At 56.5% G+C, this 25255-nt stretch carries 25 protein-coding genes; 8 read left to right on the top strand and 17 right to left on the bottom strand.

Features of this window, described 5'->3' with window-relative positions; genetic code table 11:
• Positions 1-219: a YheU family protein gene (locus tag AC4PCC_RS01550; RefSeq protein WP_067709891.1), complete on the top strand. Its 219-nt coding sequence runs from the start codon at positions 1-3 to the stop codon at positions 217-219.
• 83 nt (positions 220-302) lie between these two features.
• Positions 303-1172, top strand: coding sequence for a phosphoribulokinase (locus AC4PCC_RS01545; protein WP_067709890.1), 870 nt, complete (start codon positions 303-305; stop codon positions 1170-1172).
• Positions 1173-1252: 80 nt separating this feature from the next.
• On the opposite strand, the gene AC4PCC_RS01540 is transcribed toward AC4PCC_RS01545, so the two are convergent.
• On the bottom strand, positions 1253-1657 hold the full coding sequence (locus AC4PCC_RS01540) for an OsmC family protein (RefSeq protein WP_067709888.1): 405 nt from the start codon (positions 1655-1657) through the stop codon (positions 1253-1255).
• A 308-nt stretch (positions 1658-1965) separates the two neighbouring features.
• Between AC4PCC_RS01540 and crp the strand changes: the two genes are divergently transcribed.
• A complete protein-coding gene (gene crp, locus AC4PCC_RS01535; protein WP_000242758.1) occupies positions 1966-2598 on the top strand; it encodes a cAMP-activated global transcriptional regulator CRP in 633 nt (210 codons plus the stop codon).
• Positions 2599-2656: 58 nt separating this feature from the next.
• Positions 2657-4789, top strand: coding sequence for a YccS/YhfK family putative transporter (locus tag AC4PCC_RS01530; RefSeq protein ID WP_492126196.1), 2133 nt, complete (start codon positions 2657-2659; stop codon positions 4787-4789).
• A 107-nt stretch (positions 4790-4896) separates the two neighbouring features.
• Here AC4PCC_RS01530 and argD read toward each other — a convergent pair whose 3' ends face one another.
• The 3 genes from argD to ppiA all read right to left on the bottom strand — a co-directional run bounded on the left by argD (position 4897) and on the right by ppiA (position 7500).
• Positions 4897-6114 (bottom strand): bifunctional acetylornithine/succinyldiaminopimelate transaminase, encoded by a 1218-nt coding sequence (gene argD, locus AC4PCC_RS01525; protein WP_492126195.1) that lies wholly within the window; start codon positions 6112-6114, stop codon positions 4897-4899.
• A gap of 83 nt (positions 6115-6197) precedes the next feature.
• Positions 6198-6773 (bottom strand): aminodeoxychorismate synthase component II, encoded by a 576-nt coding sequence (locus tag AC4PCC_RS01520; RefSeq protein ID WP_492126194.1) that lies wholly within the window; start codon positions 6771-6773, stop codon positions 6198-6200.
• Between the two features lie 154 nt (positions 6774-6927).
• Positions 6928-7500 (bottom strand): peptidylprolyl isomerase A, encoded by a 573-nt coding sequence (gene ppiA / locus AC4PCC_RS01515; RefSeq protein ID WP_067709884.1) that lies wholly within the window; start codon positions 7498-7500, stop codon positions 6928-6930.
• Positions 7501-7772: 272 nt separating this feature from the next.
• Between ppiA and tsgA the strand changes: the two genes are divergently transcribed.
• Complete coding sequence (tsgA, locus tag AC4PCC_RS01510; protein ID WP_492126193.1) at positions 7773-8957, top strand: MFS transporter TsgA; 1185 nt, start codon at positions 7773-7775, stop codon at positions 8955-8957.
• A 169-nt stretch (positions 8958-9126) separates the two neighbouring features.
• Here the strand turns inward: tsgA and AC4PCC_RS01505 are convergent, their stop codons facing one another.
• On the bottom strand, positions 9127-10407 hold the full coding sequence (locus AC4PCC_RS01505; RefSeq protein ID WP_492126192.1) for a cytosine deaminase: 1281 nt from the start codon (positions 10405-10407) through the stop codon (positions 9127-9129).
• Positions 10408-10657: 250 nt separating this feature from the next.
• Between AC4PCC_RS01505 and nirB the strand changes: the two genes are divergently transcribed.
• From nirB to cysG, 3 genes are read left to right on the top strand one after another with little or no spacing between them, the layout of a single operon-like run.
• Complete coding sequence (gene nirB, locus AC4PCC_RS01500; RefSeq protein WP_492126191.1) at positions 10658-13192, top strand: nitrite reductase large subunit NirB; 2535 nt, start codon at positions 10658-10660, stop codon at positions 13190-13192.
• Positions 13189-13515, top strand: a complete 327-nt coding sequence (nirD, locus tag AC4PCC_RS01495) for a nitrite reductase small subunit NirD (RefSeq protein WP_492126190.1) — start codon at positions 13189-13191, stop codon at positions 13513-13515. Before nirB ends, nirD begins: the two co-directional genes overlap by 4 nt.
• Positions 13516-14880, top strand: coding sequence for a siroheme synthase CysG (cysG, locus tag AC4PCC_RS01490; RefSeq protein ID WP_492126189.1), 1365 nt, complete (start codon positions 13516-13518; stop codon positions 14878-14880).
• A 248-nt stretch (positions 14881-15128) separates the two neighbouring features.
• On the opposite strand, the gene trpS is transcribed toward cysG, so the two are convergent.
• The 12 genes from trpS to pilM all read right to left on the bottom strand — a co-directional run bounded on the left by trpS (position 15129) and on the right by pilM (position 25168).
• A complete protein-coding gene (trpS, locus tag AC4PCC_RS01485) occupies positions 15129-16133 on the bottom strand; it encodes a tryptophan--tRNA ligase (protein ID WP_067709869.1) in 1005 nt (334 codons plus the stop codon).
• An 18-nt stretch (positions 16134-16151) separates the two neighbouring features.
• The gene (locus AC4PCC_RS01480) at positions 16152-16829 is read right to left on the bottom strand and encodes a phosphoglycolate phosphatase (protein ID WP_492126188.1); all 678 of its coding nucleotides are present in this window, start codon (positions 16827-16829) and stop codon (positions 16152-16154) included.
• Positions 16813-17499: a ribulose-phosphate 3-epimerase gene (gene rpe / locus AC4PCC_RS01475; RefSeq protein WP_067709866.1), complete on the bottom strand. Its 687-nt coding sequence runs from the start codon at positions 17497-17499 to the stop codon at positions 16813-16815. Before rpe ends, AC4PCC_RS01480 begins: the two co-directional genes overlap by 17 nt.
• A gap of 51 nt (positions 17500-17550) precedes the next feature.
• A complete protein-coding gene (gene dam / locus AC4PCC_RS01470; RefSeq protein WP_067709865.1) occupies positions 17551-18369 on the bottom strand; it encodes an adenine-specific DNA-methyltransferase in 819 nt (272 codons plus the stop codon).
• 123 nt (positions 18370-18492) lie between these two features.
• The gene (locus AC4PCC_RS01465; RefSeq protein ID WP_492126187.1) at positions 18493-19569 is read right to left on the bottom strand and encodes an SPOR domain-containing protein; all 1077 of its coding nucleotides are present in this window, start codon (positions 19567-19569) and stop codon (positions 18493-18495) included.
• Between the two features lie 94 nt (positions 19570-19663).
• The gene (gene aroB, locus AC4PCC_RS01460) at positions 19664-20758 is read right to left on the bottom strand and encodes a 3-dehydroquinate synthase (protein ID WP_492126186.1); all 1095 of its coding nucleotides are present in this window, start codon (positions 20756-20758) and stop codon (positions 19664-19666) included.
• 50 nt (positions 20759-20808) lie between these two features.
• A complete protein-coding gene (gene aroK, locus AC4PCC_RS01455; protein ID WP_067709862.1) occupies positions 20809-21330 on the bottom strand; it encodes a shikimate kinase AroK in 522 nt (173 codons plus the stop codon).
• Between the two features lie 389 nt (positions 21331-21719).
• On the bottom strand, positions 21720-22964 hold the full coding sequence (gene hofQ / locus AC4PCC_RS01450; protein WP_492126185.1) for a DNA uptake porin HofQ: 1245 nt from the start codon (positions 22962-22964) through the stop codon (positions 21720-21722).
• Positions 22912-23307 (bottom strand): hypothetical protein, encoded by a 396-nt coding sequence (locus tag AC4PCC_RS01445; RefSeq protein WP_492126184.1) that lies wholly within the window; start codon positions 23305-23307, stop codon positions 22912-22914. The genes hofQ and AC4PCC_RS01445 overlap by 53 nt, the downstream gene beginning before the upstream one ends.
• Positions 23297-23803, bottom strand: coding sequence for a HofO family protein (locus tag AC4PCC_RS01440; protein ID WP_492126183.1), 507 nt, complete (start codon positions 23801-23803; stop codon positions 23297-23299). Before AC4PCC_RS01440 ends, AC4PCC_RS01445 begins: the two co-directional genes overlap by 11 nt.
• A complete protein-coding gene (locus AC4PCC_RS01435) occupies positions 23796-24341 on the bottom strand; it encodes a PilN domain-containing protein (RefSeq protein WP_492126182.1) in 546 nt (181 codons plus the stop codon). The genes AC4PCC_RS01440 and AC4PCC_RS01435 overlap by 8 nt, the downstream gene beginning before the upstream one ends.
• Positions 24341-25168, bottom strand: coding sequence for a type IV pilus biogenesis protein PilM (gene pilM, locus AC4PCC_RS01430; protein ID WP_492126181.1), 828 nt, complete (start codon positions 25166-25168; stop codon positions 24341-24343). Before pilM ends, AC4PCC_RS01435 begins: the two co-directional genes overlap by 1 nt.
• Positions 25169-25255 lie beyond the last annotated feature (87 nt).

The raw sequence follows: 25255 nt of genomic DNA, 5'->3' as shown, positions 1-25255 counted from the left end.
GTGATTATTCCCTGGAAAGAGCTGGACGCAGAGACGCTGGATAACCTGATCGAATCTTTCGTGCTGAGAGAAGGCACCGACTACGGCGAGCAGGAGCGCTCGCTGACGCAGAAAGTGGAGGACGTACGCCGTCAGCTTATCAGTGGTGAAGCCGTACTGGTCTGGTCCGAACTCCACGAGACGGTGAATATTATGCCGCGCGGCAGGATTACCGGTTAGCGATCGTGACCGGGCGTGACACCCGGACGCAAATCGTGTTACCAATGCCGCCTTGATGCGTTTTTCTCAGAGAGTCGTTAGCCATGTCAGCCAAACATCCTGTGATTGCCGTAACGGGTTCCAGCGGTGCGGGAACCACGACTACCAGCCTGGCCTTCCGCAAAATTTTTCAGCAGCTAAACCTCCATGCCGCTGAAGTTGAAGGTGACAGCTTCCACCGCTTTACGCGTCCTGAAATGGATATGGCTATTCGTAAAGCGCGTGATATGGGCCGCCATATCAGCTATTTCGGCCCCGAGGCTAACGATTTTGCCCTGCTGGAGCATACGTTTGCCGAATATGGCCGCAGCGGTAGCGGCCAGTCGCGTAAATACCTGCATACCTACGATGAAGCGGTACCCTGGAACCAGGTGCCGGGCACCTTTACGCCCTGGCAGCCGCTGCCCGAGCCGACTGACGTGCTGTTCTATGAAGGTTTACACGGTGGCGTAATGACGCCGCAGCATAACGTTGCGGAGAATGTCGATCTGCTGGTCGGCGTGGTACCGATCGTCAACCTTGAGTGGATCCAAAAGCTGGTCCGCGACACCAGCGAGCGGGGGCACTCCCGCGAGGCGGTGATGGACTCCGTGGTACGCTCGATGGAGGACTACATCAACTATATTACCCCGCAGTTTTCGCGCACCCACATCAACTTTCAGCGCGTACCTACGGTGGATACCTCCAATCCGTTTGCGGCACGCGGTATCCCATCGCTTGATGAAAGCTTTGTGGTTATCCACTTTCAGGCGCTGGAGGATATTGATTTCCCCTATCTCCTGTCGATGCTGCAGGGCGCGTTTATCTCTCAGATCAATACGCTGGTGGTGCCGGGCGGCAAAATGGGGCTGGCGATGGAGCTGATAATGGGGCCGCTGGTCAGGCGTCTGATTGAGGGGAAAAAGATAGTCTGAGACACCGTGCGTTAAGCCCCAGAGAAAAAAATAGTCCGGGCCACTGCGCATTAGCCCCACAGGCTGGGGCTAATGGAATGTTAAATTTCGATCGCTTCAAAGCTGTGGGTGATTTCAACGCCTTTGCCCAGCATCAGGGCAACGGAGCAATACTTTTCTGCCGACAGGTCGACGGCGCGGGAAACGGCTTTCTCCTCCAGGCCCTTACCGCTAACAATAAAGTGCAGGTTGATATGGGTGAACAGACGGGGTGCTTCTTCCCGGCGTTCGGAAGTCAGTTTGACCTCGCAGTCAGCCACGTCATGGCGCCCCTTTTGCAGGATTGACACCACGTCGATGGCACTACACCCGCCGGCCGCCATCAGAACCATTTCCATTGGGCTGGGTGCCTTATCGCCCGCATTGCCGTCCATTAAAATCTGGTGCCCGGATGAGGATTCTCCCAAAAACGTGAGCCCTTCTACCCATTTAACACGTGCTTGCATAACAAATCCCTCTAAGTCATTCAGTTAACGCCAGATTACGCTTCGGCAACAAAAACGGCAATGCGACAATTTTCACACTATGCTGAAGCGAGACAACACAAGACACTCGTTCCAAGCTGTGCTACAAACAAAGCTGTAATAATTTCGTTCGTACTCTACAAGCATGACGAAACGGCACAACATAACGACCCAGGCCTGCGACAGGGTTCGGGATAATTTCCCTGATGGGAAACGCGTCACTATTTCAACGCCTGACAGGGAACTCTGCCCCTGTGTTTAGGCATGATGACAACAGAGGATAATCGCGAATGGTTCTCGGCAAACCGCAAACAGACCCGACTCTTGAATGGTTCCTGTCACATTGCCATATTCATAAGTATCCATCCAAAAGCACGCTAATTCACCAGGGTGAGAAAGCGGAAACGCTTTACTACATCGTGAAAGGTTCAGTCGCGGTGCTCATTAAGGATGAGGAAGGCAAAGAGATGATCCTCTCTTACCTCAACCAGGGCGACTTTATCGGTGAACTTGGCCTGTTTGAAGAGGGTCAGGAGCGTAGCGCATGGGTCAGGGCGAAAACCGCCTGTGAAGTGGCTGAAATATCCTATAAGAAATTCCGTCAGCTTATTCAGGTTAACCCTGATATTCTGATGCGACTCTCTTCGCAGATGGCTCGTCGCCTGCAGGTGACGTCTGAGAAAGTGGGGAATTTAGCTTTCCTCGATGTGACGGGTCGCATCGCGCAGACGCTACTAAATCTGGCTAAGCAGCCGGATGCAATGACTCACCCGGATGGGATGCAGATCAAAATCACCCGCCAGGAAATTGGTCAGATTGTGGGCTGCTCGCGCGAAACCGTGGGCCGCATACTCAAAATGCTGGAAGATCAGAATCTGATCTCCGCACACGGTAAAACTATCGTAGTTTATGGCACGCGCTAACCGGCTCTGATCCCCCCGGCGCAACCTCCCGTTGCGCCTTTTTTATTGGTATGGAGCGATGTGGCGCAGACTGATTTATCATCCTGAGGTTAACTATGCCCTGCGTCAGACGCTGGTGCTCTGTTTACCGGTAGCGATTGGATGGCTGTTGGGCGATCTGCAAAAGGGACTGCTGTTCTCCCTGGTGCCCGCGTGCTGCAATAACGCCGGTCTGGATACGCCGCATAAGCGCTTTTTCAAACGCCTTATCGTGGGCGGAAGCCTGTTTGCCTTTAGTAGCTTTCTGATCCAGTACCTGGGTGAGCACAGCGTTCCCCTGCCTGCGATTCTGTTTGCTATGGCAATGCTGCTGGGCGTCACGGGTGAAATCAGCCCACTGCATGCCAGGCTGCTGCCCGGATCGCTTATCGCCGCCATCTTCACCCTGAGTCTGGCCGGCCGCATGCCGATATGGGAGCCGCCCCTGCTCTACGTGCTGGGGACGATCTGGTACGGGGTGTTCAACTGGTTCTGGTTCTGGCTGTGGAAAGAGCAGCCGATGCGCGAAACCCTCAGCCTGCTGTACCGCGAGCTGGCCGACTATTGTGAAGCCAAATATACCCTGCTCACCCGTCTGACCGATCCTGATAAAGCCCTGCCGCCGCTGCTGGCCCGCCAGCAAAAAGCCGTCGATCTGATCGGCATCTGCTATCAGCAGATGCATATGCTGGCCGCCAACCGCGACAGCCATCATAAACGTCTCATCCGCGCGTTTCAGGTCGCGCTGGATTTGCAGGAGCATATCTCCGTCAGCCTGCATCAGCCTGAAGAGGTGCAGAAGCTGGTCGAAAAAAGCCATGCTGAAGCGGTCATTCGCTGGAACGCGCAAACCATCGCCGCACGACTGCGGGAGCTGGCCGATGATATTCTTTACCACCGGCTGCCGGAGCGCTTTGTGATGGACAAGCCGCTCGGCGCACTTGAAAAAATCGCCCGTCGAAGCCGGGATAATCCGGTGGGACAGTTCTGCTACTACCACTTCAGCCGCATTGCGCGCGTCCTGCGCACGCAGCGCCCTTTATATCAGCGCGACCTGATGGCCGATCGCCAGCGCCGCCTGCCGCTGCTGGCCGCCTGCAAAAGCTATCTGTCGCTGAAGTCTGCCGCCCTGCGCACCGCCGCCCGCTTTGCCGTGATGCTCACTTTCGCCAGTACCCTGGCGATGTTCTTCGACCTGCCCAAGCCCTACTGGATCCTGATGACGGTGATGTTTGTCAGCCAGAATGGCTACAGCGCCACCCGCGTACGCATCCAGCACCGTGCACTCGGTACGCTGGCCGGGTTGATTATCGCCGCCGTCGCCCTGCGCCTCCACGCGCCTGAGGCGATGGTGCTGTCGATAATGCTGGTTATCACGCTGGTCAGCTACCTGGTTATCCGCAAGTTCTACGGCTGGGCGATGATTGGTTTTACCGTCACCGCCGTGTACTCGCTCCAGCTGCTCTCGCTGAACGGCGCTGACTTCCTGCTGCCACGGCTGATGGATACGCTGATGGGATGCATGATTGCCTTTGGCGGCATGATCTGGCTGTGGCCCCAGTGGCAAAGCGGGCTGCTGCGGCAAAATGCCCACGACGCGCTGGGCACCTACCAGGATGCGCTGCAAATGCTGCTTGGCAGCGAGCAGGATCCGGTCAGGCTGGCTTACCAGCGTATGCGCGCCAACCAGGCGCATAATGCGGTGTTCAACTCGCTTAATCAGGCCATGCAGGAACCGGGGTTTGATTCAAACTATTTGGCAGACATGAAGCTGTGGGTGACGCACAGTCAGTTTATTGTCGAGCATATCAACGCGATGACCATCCTCGCCCGTGAACATACGATGCTCACTCCGGCGCTGGCCGAGCGCTACCTGCAAAGCTGTGAAATCGCCCTTCAGCGCTGCCAGCAGCGGCTGGAGTATGATGGTCCCGGCTCGGATACCAACGTGCTGGAGGATTTACAGGGAGAGTTTGAACAGGGACCGATAACGATTCTGGAGCGACACCTGAGGCAGATACTCGATCACCTCAGGATTATGCATACCATCTCTTCGCTGGCCTGGCGCGACCGGCCGCATCACGGACGCTGGCTGTCACGCCGCTTAAAAAAAGCGCCTAAAACGAAAGGCAGAACGCACAGCGAGAAGCGGGAGGAGAGCAGGCAAGCATAACGCGGGGTTTTCAGCCATCCAATAATCTCCCTTCCTGCTTACTGCTCCATGCTCCATGCTCCATGCTCCATGCATGATGCATCATGCTCCCTCCATGCATCATGCCGTCAGAATAGCGCTGTTTCTACCGCCCTGGCAAAGCGGGCCATGCCCTCTTCAATATCGGCAGGCTCAATCACCAGCGAAGGCGCAAAGCGCAGCACGTCCGTTCCGGCGTTAAGGACCATCACCCCTTCAGCCGCTGCGGCATGAAGAATATCCCGCGCCTTACCGGCATGCTCCGGCCTGAGTGCGGCCCCGATCAGCAGCCCCTTGCCCCGGATATCACTGAAGAGCGGCCGCTTAGCGTCCAGCGCGGTTAGCGCCGCAACAAACTGCTCGCGACGCGCTTCCACACCGCTCAGCACCGATTCGGTGTTGATGATATCCAGCGCGGCCTCTGCCACGGCGCAGGCCAGCGGATTACCGCCATAGGTGGTGCCATGGACGCCCGGCGACATGGTTGACGCTATCTCATCGGTGGTGAGCATCGCGCTGACCGGGAAGCCGCCGCCCAGGGCTTTGGCAGTGGTGAGGATATCAGGCACCACGCCATAGTGCTCACAGGCAAACAGCTTGCCGCTGCGGCCCATGCCGCTCTGCACTTCATCCAGCACCAGCAGCGCCTGATGTTTATCGCACAGTTCGCGCAGCCCCTGCATAAATGCCTGGGTAGCGGGCATCACTCCGCCCTCGCCCTGGATCGGTTCCACTACGATAGCGCAGGTATGGTCGTCAATGACCGCTTTCACCGCAGCGAGATCGTTAAAGGGAACATGGACGATATCGGCAGGTTTAGGCCCGAAGCCATCGGAATATTTCGGCTGCCCGCCGACGGAGACGGTGAACAGCGTGCGACCATGAAAGGCGTTATGAAAGGCGATAATTTTACTTTTATAGGGCGAGTGGCGTTTGGCAGCATAGTAGCGCGCCAGCTTAAAGGCGGCTTCATTGGCTTCTGCACCGGAGTTAGCAAAAAAGACGCGGTCGGCAAAGGTGGCGGCAATCAGCTTGCTGGCCAGACGCAGCGCAGGCTCATTGGTGTAGACATTGCTGGTGTGCCACAGGGTCTCGCCCTGGGTTTTTAACGCCTCAACCAGCGCAGGGTGGCAGTGGCCCAGCGCGGTCACCGCGATACCACCGGAAAAATCGATATACTCTTTGCCCTGCTGATCCCAGACGCGGCTGCCTTTGCCCCTGACCGGCACAAACTGCGCGGGTGCATAAACAGGCAAAATAACCTCATCAAACGTCGCGCGCGTTACCGCTGATTTGTCCGCTGCCATCGGTGACCCCATTTTTCTCGTTGCATTAAAGTGAAATATTAGTCACAAAATATGCATAAAAAACCACTCAAAGGCAACTTAATTTACGGCTTAAGGAAATTCTCCAGCAGCTGATGTCCCTGCTCGCTAAGAATGCTTTCCGGATGGAATTGCACCCCTTCCAGCCGCAGCTCACGATGGCGAAGTCCCATAATTTCATCGGGCTGGCCGTTACGCAGCGTCCAGGCCGTCACCTCAAATTCCGCGGGCAGCGATGCCTGCTCAACAATCAGTGAATGGTAGCGCGTGACGGTCAGGGGATGATTCAGTCCGGCAAACACGCCGCCGTCACGGTGTTCAATCGGTGACGTTTTGCCGTGCATCACCTGGCGGGCGCGAACAACCCGACCACCAAACGCCTGGGCAATGGCCTGATGCCCCAGGCAGACGCCTAAGATCGGTATCCTGCCGGCAAAATGACGAATGGCCGCCAGGGAAATACCCGCTTCGTTGGGCGTACAGGGGCCGGGAGAGATAACCAGATGCTGCGGACGCAGCGCGTCAATTTGCGCTAACGTCATCGCATCATTGCGCTGGACACACACGTCTATCCCCAGCTCGCAGAAATACTGGTAGAGATTCCAGGTGAAAGAGTCGTAATTATCAATAAGCAGCAGCATGGAGGCTCCGGGCCGGATGAAGACGCCGCTATTCTACGCATTTTCACCCTGTCCGTTTATCACTTTGCTCTGGATAGCAAAACGCGGCCGTAAGGCCGCGCTTACCGCCCTGAGAACGCGGGCGGGAGGGAATGCAGAACGCGTGTCGAAACCGTTAAGGCAGCACTTTAGCTGAAAGGATAACGACAGGCTTAACCGGCACATTCTGATAAGGGCCGACGTTCTGTGACTGAACCTGAGAAATTTTGTCTGCCACATCCTGACCTTTGACGACTTTACCAAATACCGCGTAGCCAAAGTCACGCTGACCATGATCGAGAAAAGCGTTATCGGCAACGTTGATAAAGAACTGGCTGGTGGCGCTGTCTTTGTCAGCGGTGCGGGCCATGGAGACGGTACCGCGTTTGTTCAGCAGGCCATTATCCGCTTCGTTTTTAATCGGCGCTCTGGTGGGCTTTTGCTGCATATCGGTGGTGAAGCCGCCGCCCTGCACCATAAAGCCAGGGATCACGCGATGAAAAAGCGTGTTGTTATAGAAGCCGCTGTTAACGTAGTCGACAAAGTTCTTCGTCGAGACGGGTGCCTTCTGATTATTCAGTTCAAGTTCAATATTTCCCGCTGAGGTGGTCAGCAGAACATGGGTATCCCCTTTCGCAGCCAGTGCAGATACGGAAAGTGAGGAGAGTGCCAGTACGGTAGCGACGGCTGCCAAAGTGCGTTTTAACATGGAAAATTCCTTTCTGAGGGCGGTGGTCAGAAAAACAAAATTGATTGTAAAGAGGCGGTTAGTTACGCGCCAGCGTTTTACTTTTATTTACGTGCGAAATGTCACTGCGCAACCGTTTTCCTCTGAGGCGTGGAGTGATATTCATCACGGATCCAATGAATATGAAAATAAATGTTTCATTATTGATTTAAGCCGATCACGAATATCGCTACACTTCCGAAAATTACGTCGTTTTTGCGTACCAGAATCTTTTTAACTTGCAGGCTCCTACTATGACTAATCGCGATCGAATCGGTCTCACCTGGATCAGCTTTTTTTCCTATGCGCTTACCGGCGCGGTAGTAATTGTCACCGGTATGGTACTGGAAAATATTGCTGATTACTTTCATCTCCCCGTTGCGCAGATGAGCAACACCTTTACCTTCCTTAATGCGGGCATTCTCGCCGCGGTGTTTCTCAACGCCTGGCTGATGGAGATTATCCCGCTGAAGCGCCAGCTGATGTTCGGCTTCGTGCTGATGGTGCTGGCGGTGCTGGGGCTGATGAACAGTCACAGCCTGGGCGTATTCTCGCTCTGTATGTTTGTGCTGGGCGTGGTGAGCGGGATTACGATGTCCATCGGGACATTCCTCATCACCCATCTGTATGAAGGGCGTCAGCGCGGATCGCGCCTGCTGTTTACCGACTCCTTCTTCAGCATGGCCGGAACCATCTTCCCGATTATTGCTGCCGCTATTCTGGCGCGGTCGCTTCCCTGGTACTGGGTTTATGCCTGTATCGGCGTCATTTACGTCGCGATCTTTATTCTGGCGCTCTGCTTCGAGTTTCCGGTGCTGGGCAAAAAAGCCGCTAATCACCAGACGGTTGAAAAAGAGAAATGGGGTATCGGCGTGATGTTCCTGTCGATTGCCGCCCTCTGCTATATCCTGGGCCAGCTGGGCTTTATCGGCTGGGTACCACAGTATGCCACCAAAAGCATGGGGATGGACATTACACAGGCGGGCGGCCTGGTCGGTAACTTCTGGACGTCATACATGATAGGCATGTGGATTTTCAGCGCCATACTGCGCTTCTTTGACCCGCAGCGTATTCTGACCGTGCTGGCGCTGGCGGCTACGCTGCTGATGTACTGGTTTGTCAGCAGCGAGAATGCCGCAATGCTGAAGTGGATAATGATCAGCCTGGGCTTCTTCTCCAGCGCAATCTATACCACTATCATTACCCTCGGCTCTCTGCAAACCCGGGTCTCCTCACCTAAGCTGGTCAACTTCATCCTGACCTGCGGCACCGTCGGAACCATGCTGACCTTCGTCGTGACCGGCCCAATTGTTGAGAAAGGCGGCGCGCATGCAGCGCTGCTAACCGCTAACGGTCTCTATGCGGTGGTATTTGTGATGTGCCTGCTGCTGGGCTTTGTTAGCAAGCATAAGCAGCACCCGCACACCGGTTCCCACTGATAATAAACCCCTGGCAGGCCGCAAGGCTTGCCAGTTCAGTCACCCGCACCGTTAGCGCGATCGACGATGCGCTCAGCATCGGAAATCTACACGATTACCGACGATGCTCAGCGACTATCGACGATATTCAGCGCGACTATCGACAATATTCAGCGATTACCGACCATGTTCAGCGACGGAAATCCACCTGCTCACTCTCCCCGAGGTGAATCGTGGTCTGTGCCGGCTGCGTTTCAGCAATGACTTTTCCCTGTCGAATGGAATAGCGTACCGCAACCTGACGACGCAGTGCGTCAAAGCCACTCTCTGCCGGGAGGATCACCATATTGGCACTGTTACCGCTTTGAATACCATAATCCTTCAGCTGTAGCGTTCTGGCGCTGTTATGGGTAATGAGATTGATACCGGCATCAATTTGCGCGTAGCCCATAAGCTGACAGACGTGCAGTCCCATATGCAGCACCTGGAGCATGTTGGCGGTTCCCAGCGGATACCAGGGGTCAAACACATCATCGTGCCCGAAGCAGACGTTAATATCGGCCTCCAGCATCTCCTTCACCCGCGTAATGCCACGGCGCTTCGGATAGCTATCAAAGCGGCCCTGCAAATGGATATTCACCAGCGGATTGGCGACGAAATTGATGCCTGACAGCTTCAGCAGGCGGAACAGACGTGAAGTATAGGCACCATTGTAGGAGTGCATCGCGGTGGTATGACTGGCCGTCACCCTCTCCCCCATCTTCTCCTTCAGCGCCAGTGCCGCAACGGTTTCGACGAAGCGGGACTGCTCATCGTCGATTTCATCGCAGTGAACATCCACCATGCGCTGATACTTTTGTGCCAGCGCGAAGGTTTTATGCAGTGACTCCACGCCATATTCACGGGTGAATTCGAAGTGAGGAATGGCACCCACCACATCCGCCCCCAGCCGCAGGGCCTCCTCAAGCAGCGCCTCGCCGTTGGGATAGGAAAGAATGCCTTCCTGAGGGAAAGCCACAATCTGAATATCCACCCAGGGGGCCATCTCCTGCCTGACCTCAAGCATCGCCTTCAGTGCGGTGAGGCTGGGATCCGAGACATCGACGTGGGTGCGGACATGCTGGATACCGTTGGCGATCTGCCACTTTAGCGTCTGAAGCGCGCGCTGTTTGACATCCTCATGGCTCAGCAGCGCCTTTCGCTCCGCCCAGCGTTCAATCCCCTCAAACAGCGTACCTGACTGATTCCAGGCAGGTTCTCCCGCCGTTTGCGTGGTATCAAGATGAATGTGGGGTTCGATAAAGGGGGGGAAAGCCAGCCCGCCTTCGGCATCCAGCGCTTCCGGATACGGGGCACATCGGGCCTGCGGCGCAATACGTGCAATGTTGCCGTCCTGAATTTCGATTTGCCAGAGTCCATCGCGCCAGGGCAGTCGGACATGGTTTATTCTTTTCAAATTAACAGCCTGCATTGATGTACTCCCGGGGTCAGCAATCACAGTTTTAACCCTATCACTGATTACACACTATGCACAGTCAGCGCTCGCCCCACCGTCGCAGGGAAGTCACATAAACCCGAAAGATTCCGCTAACTTATAAAAAAACCCATCAAATCATTGTCATACCTATTAAGAGGTATTTGGAAAATGGATTGATATGCATCAATAAGCGCGCTTTTTAGCACGCTAAGGTAGCGGCATTCGTTTGCAATGTGAGGCAAAAATGCGCACCCGACTCGTCATCATTGGCAACGGCATGGTTGGCCACCGCCTGATTGAAGCGCTGGCAGAGAAAGCCGCACCAGGCCAGTTTGCTATTACCGTTTTTTGTGAAGAACCCTGGGTCGCTTACGACCGCGTCCATCTCTCAGCCTATTTCACCCATCATACCGTTGACGCGCTGTCGCTGGTTCGCGAAGGGTTTTACCAGCAGCACGATATTGACCTGCTGCTGGAGGAGTGCGTCATCCAGATTGACCGTGATAGGAAAATCGTCCGTTCCAGCGCAGGCCGCGAAGTGCACTACGATAAGCTGGTGCTGGCGACCGGATCCCGCCCCTGGGTTCCGCCAATACAGGGAGCCAGCGGCAAAGACTGTTACGTCTACCGTACTATCGACGATCTGAATGCCATTGAGGCGCGCGCCCGCCAAAGTCAGCGCGGTGCCGTCGTGGGCGGTGGCCTGCTGGGGCTGGAAGCGGCGGGTGCTCTGCGTGATCTCGGGATTGAAACCCATGTGATTGAGTATGCGCCGGTGCTAATGGCCGAGCAGCTCGATCCCCTCGGGGGCGCACTGCTGCGCGAAAAAATTGAGGCGATGGGCGTTCACGTTCATACCGGCAAAAGTACCCGCGAGCTCCTTGATACGCCAGCAGGCGGCAAAAGGCTGCTGTTCGGTGACGACAGCGCGCTGGAGGTGGATTTTATCGTCTTCTCTACCGGTATTCGCCCGCAGGACGCGCTGGCCAAAAGCTGTGATTTGGCGCTGGCACCGCGCGGCGGCTTTATGATTGACGACCAGTGCGTCACCTCCGATGGCGATATTTATGCCATTGGCGAATGTGCCGCCTGGCAGGGTCGGGCCTTTGGCCTTGTTGCGCCCGGCTATAAAATGGCGCAGGTGGTTTGTGAAGGCTTGCTGGGCAACAGCAGCGCTTTTACCGGCGCGGACATGAGCGCGAAGCTGAAGCTCCTGGGCGTTGAAGTGGGGGGGATTGGCGATACGCGCGGACGGACGGAAGGCGCAAGAAGCTATATCTGGCTTGATGAACATCAGCAAATCTATAAGCGACTGGTGGTCAGCGCGGATAACAAAACGCTGCTCGGGGCGGTGTTGGTGGGGGATACCGCCGACTATGGTAATCTGCTTCAGCTAATGCTTAATGGCATTCCCCTACCGGAAAATCCTGCGGCGCTGATCCTGCCAGCCGGGGCGGGCGATAAACCGGCTACCGGGGTGGAATCACTGCCGGACAGGGCACAAATTTGCTCCTGCTTCGACGTGACTAAAGGCGCGCTGGTACAGGCCGTTAAGCGGGGCTGTCATACCCTTGCCGCGCTCAAGGCGGAAACCAAAGCGGGGAGCGGCTGCGGTGGCTGTGTGCCGCTAATTACTCAGGTGCTAAATGCCGAACTGAGCCAGCAGGGGATCGCGGTCAGTCATCACCTTTGCGAGCATTTCCCCTACTCCCGGCAGGAACTTTACCACCTGATTCGCCTGGAGGAGATCAGGACCTTCGGGCAGCTGCTGGCCAGCCACGGCAGCGGTTACGGCTGCGAGATATGTAAACCGACGGTCGCATCACTGCTGGCGTCATGCTGGAATGAATATGTGCTAACTCCGCAGCACACGCCGCTCCAGGACAGTAACGATATCTTCCTCGGCAACATCCAGAAGGATGGGACCTATTCGGTGATCCCGCGCTCCCCGGGGGGCGAAATCACGCCTGAGGGGCTGATCGCCATCGGCGAAATTGGCCGACGCTACCGCCTCTACAGCAAAATCACCGGCTCGCAGCGTATCGGTCTGTTCGGCGCACAAAAGGACGATCTGCCCGCCATCTGGTCTGAACTGATCGCCGCCGGGTTTGAAACCGGCCACGCCTACGCCAAGGCCCTGCGCATGGCGAAAACCTGCGTTGGCGACAGCTGGTGCCGCTTTGGCGTTGGCGACAGCGTCGGCCTCGGCGTAGAACTGGAAAACCGCTATAAGGGCATCCGTACGCCGCATAAAATGAAGTTTGGCGTCTCGGGCTGCACCCGCGAGTGCGCCGAGGCGCAGGCCAAAGACGTGGGGATCATTGCCACCGAGAAGGGCTGGAATCTGTATCTCTGCGGGAACGGCGGTATGAAGCCACGCCATGCTGATTTGCTGGCAGCCGATCTGGATAGCGCCACGCTCATCCGCTATCTCGACCGTTTTATGCTGTTCTATATCCGCACCGCCGATAAATTACAGCGTACCTCCCTGTGGCTGGAGAGCCTTGAGGGTGGGATCGACTACCTGAAACAGGTGATTATCCACGACAGCCTGGGGCTTAATGCCCAGCTGGAAGCTGAAATGAGCCAGCTACGTGCCGGTTTCCGCTGTGAATGGAAAGAAACCGTCGACGATACCAGCCAGCATCGCCGCTTCGCACACTTTATCAATGATGTCAGCCGTGACCCGCTGGTTCAGGTTATCGCCGAACGTGACCAGCACCGTCCGGCGCGGGCGGAAGAGCGCTTGCCGGTCAGGGTTCTGGAGGAAAAACGATGAGTCAGTGGCACCGCATTTGTGAACTGGAACAAATTCTCCCCGCAACCGGCGTCTGCGCGCGGGTCGGCGAGCAACAGATCGCCCTCTTTCGTCCCCGACCGGACAATGAGGTTTTTGCCCTCAGCAACATTGATCCCTTTGCCAACGCCAGCGTACTGTCACGCGGCATTATCGCTGAACACCAGCAGGCGCTGTGGGTAGCCAGCCCGCTTAAGAAGCAGCGGTTCCGGCTGAGTGATGGTCTCTGTATGGAAGATGAAAGCCGCTCAATTGCATCATGGCCCGCCCGCGTGCGTAATGGCTTCGTCGAGGTCGCCGTCTGAATGGATTATTTTCCCCTTTTTTGCCAGCTTCGCGGCAGGGGCTGCCTGCTGGTGGGCGGCGGTGAGGTTGCTGAACGGAAAGCCCGACTGCTGTTGAAGGCCGGTGCCGACCTGCGGGTCTGCGCCCCCGCCTTCTCCCCGCAATTTCACCACTGGCAGCAGGCGGGCAGACTGAGGCTTATAGAAGGCGCCTTCACGCCTGCCATGCTGGATGACTGCTGGCTGGCCATTGCTGCAACCGACAGCGCCGGCATTAATCAACGGGTAAACACCAGCGCAGAAAGCAGACGGATATTCTGCAACGTTGTTGACGCGCCTGAGCAGGCCAGCGCCATTATGCCCTCCGTGGTCGATCGTTCGCCGCTGATGATTGCGATCTCCAGCGGCGGACGCGCACCGGTGATGGCCCGCCTGCTGCGTGAAAAAATTGAATCTCTGCTGCCCCAGCATCTGGGGAAAATAGCAGATCATGCCGGTTTGCTTCGTCAGCGGGTTAAACGGCAGTTCCGTGAGATGGGGCAGCGCAGACGCTTCTGGGAGAAGCTTTTCAGCCATAACAGGCTGGCGCAGTCGCTGGCAAGCGGCGACGCAGCCTGCACGGAACAGCTCACCGAGGCGCTTTTTCAGCAGCCGCCGGAGCACCGGGGCGAAGTGGTGCTGGTGGGGGCTGGCCCGGGAGACGCAGGCTTACTGACGCTGAAAGGACTGCAACAGATCCAGCAGGCGGATATCGTGGTCTACGACCGACTGGTCTCAGAGGGAGTCCTCGAGCTTATCAGGCGCGATGCGGAACGCCTGTTTGTGGGCAAACGCGCGGGCAGCCACTGCGTTCCACAGGAAGAAATTAATCTGCTACTGGTACAACTGGCGCAGCAGGGCAAGCGGGTGGTCCGCCTGAAGGGCGGCGACCCCTTTATATTTGGCCGCGGAGCCGAGGAACTGGAGGCGCTGCGGCAGGCGAATATCCCCTTTTCCGTGGTGCCCGGAATTACCGCCGCCTCAGGCTGTTCCGCCTATAGCGGCATTCCCCTTACCCACCGTGACCTTGCACAAAGCGTCCGGCTGGTTACCGGCCACGTGCAGGCTGACGGCACGCTGGACTGGCATAACCTGGCCGCCGGTCAGCAGACCCTGGTGTTTTATATGGGGCTGTCTCAGGCAGGAGAGATCCGCCAGCGACTGATCGAAAACGGGATGGCGGCGGCTATGCCGGTGGCGCTGGTGGAAAACGGGACGTCTCCTCAGCAGCGCGTCATCAGCGGTATGCTATCTGAACTGGACTCACTGGCCTGCCGCGTCAGCAGCCCCGCGCTGATTATCGTGGGTGAGGTCGTCAGTTTGCACAAAAGGCTCAGCTGGTTTTAGCCGCCAGGTCGCCTGCTTATACCGCGTGGGAAATGTTTATACGCATGCGGGAGAAGACCAGCCTGCACAAACTGTGCGACAGAAATTTATACCTACGCGAGAGAGGACCAGCCTGCACACACTGCGCGGCAGATATTTATACGTACGCGTGAGAAGGTCAGCCTGCACAAAATACGCGGGGATGGAGAAGATACGCAGGGGGAGGACTGGCCAGCAGCGTGCATTCTGCTGCTGGCCGGAGGGCAGGATTATGGCTGAGCAACAAAGCCGACGGCTTCATATACCTTCTTCAGCGTTTCCTGCGCCTGCGCCCGGGCTTTCGCCGCGCCGTCACGCATAATCTGTTCCAGCAGGGCTTCGTCATTGCGGAACTCATGGTAACGCGCCTGGAGATCGCCAAGCATCTCTGAAACGGCATCAGCCACGGCGCCCTTCAGGTGGCCATACATCTGGCCTGCAAACTGCTGTTCGAGCTCGGGGATGCTCTTACCGGTTACGCCGGACAGAATATCCAGCAGGTTTGAAACGCCCGCCTTGTTTTTCACGTCATAGCGCACCACCGGCGGCTCATCGCCGTCGGTCATCGCACGTTTAATCTTCTTCACAACCGACTTAGGATCTTCCAGCAGACCGATGACGTTATTGCGATTATCGTCAGATTTAGACATCTTTTTAGTCGGCTCAAGCAGCGACATCACGCGCGCGCCAGAAGTCGGAATAAACGGCTCAGGTACCCGGAAAACGTCGCCGTAAAGCGCATTAAAACGTGAGGCAACATCGCGGCTCAGCTCGAGATGCTGCTTCTGATCTTCCCCGACCGGCACCTGCGCGGTCTGATAAAGCAAAATATCGGCGGCCATCAGCACCGGATAGTCAAACAGTCCGGCGTTGATATTTTCTTCGTAGCGCGTCGACTTATCCTTAAACTGGGTCATGCGACTAAGCTCGCCAAAATAGGTGTAGCAGTTCAGGATCCAGCTCAACTGAGTGTGTTCAGGGACGTGTGACTGCACAAAAATAGTGCTTTTTTTCGGGTCGATACCGCAGGCGAGGTAAAGCGCCAGCGTGTCCAGAGTCGCCTTACGCAGCGCGGCCGGATCCTGCCTGACGGTGATGGCGTGCAAATCGACAATGCAGTAGATACAGTGGTAGTCGTCCTGCATATTGACCCACTGACGCAGCGCCCCCATATAGTTACCGATGGTCAGTTCGCCGGAAGGCTGTGCGCCGCTAAATACGATGGGTTTGCTCATGTTTTTTCGTCCTGATAATTACAGCCCTAGCGAGGGCAACAAATCGTTAAAATGGTCAAGTACCACGGTAGGATGCGCGGTCGCTATCGGCTCGCCGTAGTTGTAGCCCCAGGTCATGCCAACGCTGGGACACCCGGCAGCCTGGGCTGCGTGAATATCGTTACGTGAATCGCCAATAAAAACCAGTTCCGCAGGCAGCAGGCCAAACTTGCCTAACACCAGAAACAGCGGGGCTGGATGCGGTTTTTTCGCCGCAACATCGTCTCCGCCAATAATCAGGCTAAAGTAGTCAGCAATGCCGAGCGATGTCAGCAGGGGCTTAACAAATGGCGTCGGCTTATTCGTCACGATCGCCATCGGCAAACCTTTTTCCGCCAGCGCAGCCAGGCCCTCTTTCACGCCGGGGAACAGCTTACTGCCGCTCTCAATGGTCGTGGCATAGTGTCTGTCGAGCAGAACGCGCGCGTCGGCAATGACGGCGCTTTCCGGCTGATGCCCCTGCGCCCAGGTTAACGCGCGCTCAATCAGCACATCGGCCCCGTTACCAATCCACGTGGACACCCTTTCCACGCCCGCGGCGGGTAAATTAAGTGCGGTCAGCGCAGCGTCAACCGCGTAGGCAAGTCCGGGAGCACTGTCCGTCAGCGTCCCGTCCAGATCAAAGGCCAGCGCGCGAACGTTAGTGAAATGAGCCATGGCGTGATTTCTCCAGTTCGTTACGCATGTTATCAATGACTTTTTTGTAATCCGGCTGACCAAAAATGGCCGATCCGGCAACAAACATATCCGCGCCCGCCGCAGCGATCTCAGCAATGTTTTCAACCTTCACGCCACCGTCAACTTCCAGCCGAATGTCATAGCCGCTTTGATCGATCAGGCGGCGTACCTGCCGCAGCTTATTCAGCGTACCGGGGATAAATGACTGGCCACCGAAACCCGGATTGACCGACATCAGCAAAATGACGTCGACTTTATCCATGACATAATCAAGGTAGCTGAGCGGCGTGGCCGGATTGAACACCAGCCCGGCTTTACAGCCGTGCTCTTTAATCAGTTGCAGAGAACGATCGAGGTGCTCGGAAGCTTCAGGATGGAAGGTGATATAGCTGGCACCGGCATTAGCAAAATCCGGGATCAGACGATCGACCGGCTTCACCATCATATGCACGTCGATAGGGGCCGTGATACCGTAATCGCGCAGCGCTTTCAGCACCATGGGTCCCATGGTCAGGTTGGGCACGTAATGGTTATCCATCACATCGAAATGCACAACGTCTCCGCCGGCTGCCAGCACTTTCGCCGTATCTTCACCCAGGCGGGCAAAATCGGCAGACAGAATTGAGGGGGCGAGTAAAAACTGTTTCATCCGTTTCTCCCATTTCACGCGCCCGTTGGCAGGCACGTACAGCAGTTAAGGTCAGCCGCTGACAAACAGCGCCAGCAGTTCATCCACTTGATTACGACCGGCACCATTGCGGCTAATCGATCGCCGGGCCTTGATTTTATGCAGCTCGGCGGCCTGATACCAAAGTCTGGTCATTGGAGTATCGTGATTAGAGATCAGTACTGGAATACGGCTCTCAAAAGATAGCTTATTGGCCAGCTCCGCCAGATGCGCCTGCTGCTGCATACTGAAGCTGTTGGTGTGATAAGCGGTAAAGTTCGCCGTGGCCGACAGCGGCGCATAAGGAGGATCGCAGTACACCACCGAACCCTGAGGCGCCCGACTAAGAGTAACATCGTACGATTCACAGACAAAGGTCGCATTTTGCGCACGCTCTGAAAACCAGTAGAGCTCATCCTCGGGGAAATAGGGTTTGCGATAGCGGCCAAAGGGCACGTTAAACTCGCCGCTCAGATTATAGCGGCACAGCCCGTTGTAGCAGTGTCGATTCAGATACAAAAACAACACGCCACGGCGATAGGGATCCTGACAGCGGTTAAACTCCAGACGACGTGCATAGTAGAATTCAGCATCGTTTGATTCAGGGGTAAACAGCTGGCGGGCATCGGCGACAAATTCACCCGCACGAGTTTTGACGATATCGTAGAGGTTAATCAGGTCGCTGTTGATATCGGCCAGGATATAGCGCGGAAAGTGGGTGTTAAGGAATACGGATCCCGCACCGACAAAAGGCTCAACCAGACAGTCTCCGTCGGGGAGATGACGTTGTATATCATCAAGAAGCGGGAATTTTCCCCCCGCCCATTTTAAAAAAGCGCGATTTTTTTTCATGCCGTCGTTTATTACAATTACTCTTCTGGCTGCGGTTACACCGACAGCATATCTGCGCTTTAATTCATCAGCGCGCATCTCTGCGCGCTGACTCACTTCAACTTAAAATCGGGTAACCCGAGGCTAATTCTGCGACTCTTTCTTCACCTGACTCACCGGCTTGACCCATGGGTTACCGGCGCGCACCTCGGCTGGCAGTGAAGATACTGCCCGTTTAGCTTCCGCTGGTGTGGCATATGAGCCGCTGACCAGGACAAACCACGGCTGACCGTTACGCGTTGTTTTATAGACGTGGTAGCCGCTGAGATTCTGCTTTTTCGCCCAGGCATTCAACGAATCGGCGCGTGATGCGCTGCTCAGCTGAAGCGTATAGTTGCCGCCAGGCGTTGACGTGGAGGCTGCCGGATGCGCTACGGTCGCTTTAGGCGTTTCAGAAACGCTATGACGCGGCGCCGCCTCGTGCGGCTTACTCTCCCTGGCAACCGGTTTGCTTTCTGGCCGGTGATGCACTGCCGCAGGTTTATTTACATGCGTCGGTACATGATGTGGCTGAGCGGGCTGGCCCACGGCGGGGTGCGAAGCCTGACCGCCAGCGACCGTAGCCGCTGCGGTAGGCAAAGAGCTACCGTTGTTCTGCGAATCCTGCGTCGCGGCATCCACCTGGCCCTGCTGATTCGCCAGGGCGCTGTTGAGATCGCCCGGCAGCTCTACACGCTGCTGGTTTGGTGGCGTTTGCGTCTGTTGTGCCTGCGTGGGCGTTGAAGAGACCGGCGGTGCGCTGATCTCCTGTGGTCCGTTGGCTGTCGCTGGCTGACCCGGGGCTACCGCCGCGTTGCTGTCCGCTGCACGGATGTTAGCCGCACTGGTGTTTGCTGCATCGGGCGCAGGCGTGCCAGACTGGCCGCTCATGGAGGAAGACCCCGAGAGGTCGATGTTTTTATCGCCGCCGCTGCCCGGGGTGCCAGGCTGCGATCCTGATGTCGCTGGCTGCTGCGCATGCTGATTGCCGCCCTCTTTAGGCGAGTTCAGCGCAGATCCAATGCCAATCACCAGCAGCAGTAAAACCAGAATACCGATCCCCATCATCATATGCTGACGTGAAACCGGTGCCTTAGGGGCGGCAGATCGTTTGCGAGACCGCTGCGTGGGGCGGTCGCTGGTGTCAGGCTTTAGTTCGTCTTCCGGTTTAAACTCGTCCATATAACCTCCTCCAGTAGCGCGGCGACGCGGTTCACTACCCTATGAACGGCGATAAACTTAAATATCACGTCGGGTCGAAACCCAGTCAAACTCTTCAGATAGCTGAATTCTGACAATCATTAATCGCAGCAAGAACCCGATCGTGGCTCACTCCACTGCGCACTTCCGCACGGCCTAAAGCCAGCGGTAGCACCAGACGAAGTTCACCCGCCAGCACTTTCTTATCACGTAGCATATGCGGCATATAGTCCGTTGTCGCCATGCTCTCCGGCCCCGTTACCGGCAGGCCGGCACGACTGAGCAGAGCAATGATCCGGTCGGTATCTTCAGTGGAAAACTGACCCAGGCGCTCTGCGGTGCGGGCGGCCATCACCATCCCGGCGGCAACGGCTTCACCGTGCAACCAGTTACCGTAGCCCATATGGGCTTCGATGGCATGTCCAAAGGTATGTCCGAGGTTGAGCAAGGCACGCTGTCCGTGCTCATGTTCGTCGGCGGCCACCACCTCTGCTTTTAGCTCACAGCAGCGGCGGATACAGTAAGCCAGCGCCCTGCTGTCCAGCGTCAGCAGCGCATCCAGGTTTTCTTCAAGCCAGTTGAAAAACTCAGCGTCAAGAATAATGCCGTATTTGATAACTTCGGCCAGGCCTGATGCCAGCTCGCGCGGCGGCAGGCTGCGCAGGCAGTCGATATCAATAACAACGGAAGCCGGCTGATAAAAAGCGCCGATCATATTTTTGCCGAGCGGGTGATTGACGGCCGTTTTGCCGCCAACAGAGGAGTCGACCTGAGAGAGCAGCGTGGTCGGAACCTGAATAAAGCGAACGCCGCGCTGATAGCTGGCTGCCGCAAAACCGGTCAGATCGCCAATCACTCCGCCGCCCAGGGCAATCAAAGTGGAATCACGCCCGTGGTTTTTTTCCAGCAGCGCGGTGAATACCTGATCCATCACTGCCAGCGTTTTGTACTGTTCGCCATCGGGGAGAATAACCTGATCCACCTTCACGCCAGCCTTTTCAAGCAGGTTACACAGCGGGGCAAGATAGCGCGGAGCCAGCGTCTGATTGGTGACGACCATTGCCCTGTCGCCCGCCTGCAGCGGCCAAAAGGAAGCCGGATTGTTAAACAATCCAGCATCAATGGTAATGGGGTAACTTCGCTCCCCCAAAGTGACGGTAATCTTCTCCATGAAGCGGTATCACCTTTTTACTTTGGCCCGCGAACGGGTGTAAGCCGTCTTCAGCTTTTTTCCAACATATTGATAATCTGATTCGCGACCACTTTGGCGCTCTGGTCATCGGTACGAATCGTCACGTCAGCAATCTCGTCATAAAGCGGATTGCGTTCGTTAGCCAGCTCTTCCAGCACTTCACGCGGCGGAGACTCCACCTGCAGTAATGGCCGTTTCTTATCACGCTGCGTACGGGCAAGCTGCTTTTCGATGGTTGTTTCCAGATACACCACTACGCCGCGAGCAGAAAGCCGATTGCGCGTTTCGCGTGATTTAACTGAACCGCCACCGGTAGCCAGCACAATGCCCTGCTTCTCAGTCAGTTCGTTGATGATTTTTTCTTCGCGATCGCGGAAGCCTTCTTCGCCTTCGACGTCGAACACCCAGCCCACATCCGCTCCGGTACGTCGCTCAATTTCTTGATCGGAATCGAAAAATTCCATATTGAGTTGCTGAGCTAACTGACGCCCAATAGTGCTTTTGCCGGCACCCATAGGCCCAACCAGAAAGATATTGCGTTTCTCTGCCATTTTTTCGGTATTACTAAGACAATTCGTTAATGATACCCCGTCCAACCGGACAGGACATGAACTGAAACCTCATGAGCGATAGTGCGAGAGTCAGAAGAAAATTATCTCAACACTGAAGGTGTTTTGGCAACCGATTAAATTGACCTTGCCCATTGCGTACTCATTGTTACGCGTTCAGTCCGCTTCATTTATCAGCCCGATGTCACTGCATCGGCTACGCCGGTTGCGCACGATAAAAAACGGGTTAAATGCATTCTCTCAAGCCAAAACCAGGCCCATAAATCAAAAATCGCTAAACCTTGTAAGCTAATTCGGCTCTTGCGTCAAACGCATATGATACCAATCAGGGAAAAAAGCACCTGGCTCCTCAGTTTGGTACAAAAAAAGCATTACTCGTCACGAATCAACTTCGGTGTGATAAAGATCACTAATTCTCGCCGCTTTTGTTCAGTGGCATCGTAACGGAACAGAGAGCCTAACACAGGGATGCTTCCCATTAACGGAACTTTCCGCTGCCCCTTCAAACTGTGTTGCTGAAAAATGCCCCCTAAGGCCAGGGTCTGCCCGTCCCGGAGCGTAACCTGGGTCTGTATCTCCTGCTTATCAATCGCCAGATACTCCCCCTCCCCACTGCGCATCATACTCCCCGGCACGTTCTGACTGATGTGTAGCTTGAGTAAAATCCGACCGTTTGGCTGTACGACTGGCGTGACCTCCATCCCCAGTACCGCCTCTTTAAACTCAACGGTGGTACTACCATTGCTCCCGCTGGAGACTTCATAGGGTATTTCAGTGCCCTGTTTAATGCTGGCGGGCTGCTGATGGGAGGTCAGCAAGCGCGGGCTGGCGATGATTTCCACCTTGTTCTCCTGCTCAAGCGCACTGAGCTCCAGATCTAAAAGCCTGCCGTTCAGACGGGCAACGGTAAAGCCTGCCGCGATGGCCGGGTTGGTCACGGCCAGATCGACTCTCAGCTGGCTGGCGCGAAGCGCGCTATTTATCTTCTCTTCACCGCTCATGCCCCAACGTACTCCCAGCTCGCGCAGGCTCTCTTCGCTGATGGTCACGATATGTGCTGAAAGCTCGACCTGCTCCAGCGGCTGATCGAGCGCCCTGACCCAGCGGCGCGTCACGTCCAGCGCTGCCTGCGTATCACGCAGTAGCAGGCTATTAGTACGTAAATCTACCGTCACGCTGCCGCGCGGCGTCATCAGTTTTTCGCGACCTGCCTGCAAACTGTTATTTACCGCCGTGGCATCGGCATGCAGCAACGCGAGCGACAGCGTCTCCAGCGGCAGCGCACTCTGTGCCTCTGCCTGACGCGCTTTCTGCCGCTGATAATTATCCTGCAGCCAGCTTTCCGGATAAACCAGCAGCACATTGTCCTCTGTCTCTACGGTGAGCTTATTCATTTTCACCACCAGCGCCAGTGCCTGCTGCCAGGGCACATCCTGTAGACGAAGCGAAACGACCCCCTCTACGCCAGGTGCCACCATCAGGTTCAGTTTTTGCCAGTCGGCAAGCGCCTGCAACACCTGCGCGATGGGCGCCCGATCAAAAGCCAGCGAGAGCGTATCCGGTTCAGCGTAAAGCGGCCTGCATAACAGGAGTAGCAGGATCATCTGCCATTTCATAAAGTCGTCCTTTTAGTTTTACTTCCCTCGGCGGCAAACACTCAGGCACCGGAGTGACGGTAATACTCAACGCGCTAACCGCGTCCAGGTGCCAGTGCTGATCCAGCCGCTCATCCGGCGTTCGCACCACCCATCGTTCGGGGTTAAAAACCAGCCACGCGCGGTAGTCCCCCTCACGGCCAATGATACCGCCCAGCTGCCAGTGCTGAGGCGGCGCAGGCAGTGACCGGCAGGCATCGCTGCCCACGGGAACAAAGGGATCGCGCGCGGCATGACCCGATGAGAGAAACAGGATCAGTAGCGACAATGCCCGTAGCGTGGTATGCAGCACATTATTCTGCATCGTTAAGTACCAGCCCCAGGTGGAATAGTAGCCGCTCTTCCTCAGGCTTCAGGGTGAAATGCGGCAGCTCAGCGGCCCCGGGCAGGCCGCTTAAATAGGCCAGTACCCTTTGTACCTGCGGCCAGCTAAGGCTGAGCACCAGCGCCGCGCCGTTGGCATCGGGCTGCCATAGCCGCAGCTCACCTCCCGCCATTTCCAACAGTGTAACCAGCGAAAAGCGTCGGCCTGGTTCGACCGGCAGCAGGGCAGCCTCGAGCTGGGAAATGTCTGCCTCCAGCAGGTTCAGCGGCCCGCTGCTGGCAATGCTGCGCAGAATCGTAGGGTAACGCCGCGTCTCTTTCCGCTGTTGAGCCGCCAGCGCGGCACTCTGGCGATCGGCAGGTGCCCTGTAGCCCCGGTCTGTCGCGATGGATAATCCCCCTGCCAGCACTAAAAACAGCACCAGTCGATAGTGCCAGGGCAGGGTAATCCAGCGGAAGAGCAGCGTATTAATCATCGCCAGGCGGCTTATCTGGCAGCACGGCCAGCAGGCTGAACTGTATCCGGCCGCTGTCATCCCGGCGAAGACTCTGCGTACCAACCCGGCGGAAGAGATCCAGAGCCTGTAACCGCTGACGAAAGGCATCTACTTCACGCGGTTCCCGACAGAAGCCCATCAGCACCAGCGTATCCAGCGTTTTACTCAGTCCGCTCAGCCAGAGTTCATCAGGCATCGCGTCGGGCAGGTTGCGCAGAAAATCATACCAGCGCGATATCTGCTGCTGCTTTTGCTGCCGGGCAGAGAGGCGCAGCGCCAGCGCCTGCTTATACTGAACGCGAGCCGCCGTGCGCGTTTGTAACTCAGTAGCCTGCTGATTCGCCCGGTGCCAGAGGGCTACCGTTTTCTCATGCCGGAGGTTCTCCGCACGTTTTCCGGCAATGGTCAGAGCAAAGAAAACCTCTATGAGCACCAGCATAGCCAGTAGGCAGCAGTCGCGCCGTAGCCGCTTTCTGTCGCGCTGCGCACGCCAGGGCAGTAAATTGACCCAGCTCATTAGCTATCCTCCGGCCTCAGCGCCAGCCCCGCCGCAAGGCTAAACGCCCCAGGGTAAACGGGCAGCGGCGCCTGTTTAAGGGGGATCGCATCCAGGGGATTAAGCCACTTAGCGCCATCAGGCAGCGCATCCTGCTCCACCGTGCTGTAATAAAAAGCGGCCTCCTGCGCAAAATGACGTGTCCTGAGCGCACTGAAGTCATTGGCCTCTTCGCGCAAACACCATCCCCAGCGCTGCCCTGCACGCTGGGGCGCAAACCATAGCCAGTGATCGGCCAGTCGATGAATCAGGGTCACGGCGGGATCGAGTGACAGCGTTTGCGACAGCGCAAAAAGCGCGGACGGCGTCAGCTCCATGACCTGAGGCGTAAGCCGCGCCTGTTCGAGGCAGTCCAGCCAGTTTTGCAGCGCCTCACGCCGGGCAGCGGTGACGCAGAACTGTGACGCGCTGCCCGTCGGCTGCCGGTAATCCAACGCCAGCTTTTCCAGCTCAATTGGGAAAAATCGCCTGGCCGCTGCGGTGATATAGCTGCTACGCTCTGGTTCGCGTAGCTGGACAGGCGGCAGGTCGATATGGCGCTGTAGCACCAGCTGGGGCGGGAATCCTACACGCAGCGAAATACGGTAAGGAAGCTGTCTGCGCCAGCGTTGCAGGAGAGCGATAACCGCCTGCGGACGTTGCAGCAGCCCGTGGGTTAACGTATCTTGCGGCAGAGCATGTTGCCACCAGTGACGAAGTTGCCAGCCGTTGCGACGGCGCTGAATGCCGAGGGCACAAAGCTGCCCGTTCTGAATATCCAGGCCGACTTGCCATGTCTGAAATGCCATCAGGCGCGATCTCCATATCGTCAGTGATTAAAAGGGCGTATCCAAGCTTCTGGCTTGCCTTTATACTACCGCGCGATTGTTTATAAA

It is taken from the genome of Erwinia sp. L03-1 (genome assembly GCF_058686115.1).
This window is presented reverse-complemented; position numbering and strand designations above follow the sequence as displayed.